We start from the raw sequence: 1,816 nt of genomic DNA, 5'->3' as shown, positions 1-1,816 counted from the left end.
CCCGCGGCGAGGCCGATTCCGGCCCAGCCGCCGACGCCGGAGAGCACCGCGACGTACTGCTTGCCCGCCTGCTCGTAGGTCATCACGTTGCCGATGATCCCCGAGGGCGTCTTGAAGCGGTAGAGCTCGTCGCCGGTCTCCGCGTCGACCGCCTTCAGGTAGCCCTCGAGCGTGCCGTAGAACACCACGTCGCCCGCGGTCGCCAGGGCGCCCGACCAGACCGAGAACTGCTCGGGGATCGACCACTTGATCTCGCCCTTGATGTTGTCCCAGGCGATGAAGTTGCCCATGCCGCCATGGCTGTCGGGCGCCGGGTACATCGCCAGCGTCGCGCCGACATAGGGCTGCCCCGCGGTGTAGCTCACCCGGAAGGGTTCGTAATCCATGCAGACATGGTTGGTCGGCACGTAGAACATCTGGGTGTCGGGGTGGTAGGCCGCAGGCTGCTGGTCCTTGGAGCCGAGCGCCGCCGGGCAGATGCCGGTCGAGTTCACGTCCTCGCCGTTCTGCTCGGTCGACATTTCCGCCACCACCGCCGGACGGCCGTAGGTGTCGGAATCCGGGTCCATGTCGACGCCGGTGGTCCAGTTCACCGCCGGGTCGTACTTCTCGGCGACCAGCAGCTCGCCGGTGACGCGGTCCAGCGTGTAGGCCAGGCCGTTGCGGTCGAAATGGGTCAGCAGCTTGCGCATCTCGCCGTCAACGTCCTGCTCCGTGAGGATCATTTCGTTGATGCCGTCGTAGTCCCATTCGTCATGCGGGGTCATCTGGTAGACCCACTTGGCCACGCCGGTATCGGCGTCGCGCGCGAAGATGGTCATCGACCACTTGTTGTCGCCCGGGCGCTGCGACGGGTTCCAGGTCGAGGGGTTGCCCGAGCCGTAGAAGATCAGGTTCTCCTCGGCGTCATAGGAATACCAGCCCCAGGTCGTGCCGCCGCCGATCTTCCACTGGTCGCCTTCCCAGGTCTTCAGCGAGCTGTCCGCGCCGACCGGCTTGCCCAGCGAGGTGGTCTTCTCCGGGTCGAACAGGATCTGGTCGTCCGGACCGGTCGAATAGGCCCGCCAGGCCATCTCGCCGGTCTCCATGTCATAGGCCGTGACATGGCCCTGCACGCCGAATTCGCCGCCCGAGATGCCGACGATGACCTTGTCGCCGACCGGCATGACGGTCGCGGTGTTGGTCTCGCCCTTGGCCGGGTCGCCGTTCATGACGCTCCACAGCTCCTCGCCGGTATCGGCGTCCAGCGCCACCACCCGCGTGTCGGCCTGGTGCAGGAAGATCTTGCCGTCGCCATAGGCCACGCCGCGGTTGACCGTGTCGCAGCACATCACGCCGATCACGTCGGCGTTCTGCTTCGGCTCGTATTTCCACTTGATCACGCCGTCATTGGCCAGGTCCAGCGCATAGACGATGTTCGGGAACGGCGTGTGGACATACATCGTGTCGCCGACCACGAGCGGAGAGCCTTCGTGGCCGCGCAGCACGCCGGTCGAGAAGGTCCAGGCCACCTGCAGGTCGCCCACGTTGTCCTTGGTGATCTGGTCGAGCTTCGAGAACCGCTGGTTCTTGTAGTCGCCGGTCTGCAGAACCCACTGTTCCGGCTTGTCGATTTCCGCCTGGATGCTGTCGCTGGCGAAAGCTGCGCCCGCCGCGGTCACCGCGATCGCGGACGTCAGGGTCATGAACGTCTTCATTGCTACCTCCCAAATGGTGCCTCCCCCTGCGCCGGCCCCGGATGCCCACCATGGCACCTTCGATTCTCCCGGAACAAAGGGCTCCCCCCAACAGGCTCCTCTCCTGACTCAGGGGGCAT

1 protein-coding gene is annotated in these 1,816 nt (G+C 65.7%); it reads right to left on the bottom strand.

What is annotated here, in order from left to right; translation table 11 throughout:
- Positions 1-1,697, bottom strand: a 1,697-nt coding sequence (locus HCC78_RS32400; protein WP_172332798.1) for a methanol/ethanol family PQQ-dependent dehydrogenase, incomplete at its 3' end; no start/stop codon positions are given.
- Positions 1,698-1,816 lie beyond the last annotated feature (119 nt).

The sequence above is a fragment of the Mangrovicoccus sp. HB161399 genome, assembly GCF_013184745.1.
Taxonomy (GTDB): domain Bacteria; phylum Pseudomonadota; class Alphaproteobacteria; order Rhodobacterales; family Rhodobacteraceae; genus Mangrovicoccus.
This window is presented reverse-complemented; position numbering and strand designations above follow the sequence as displayed.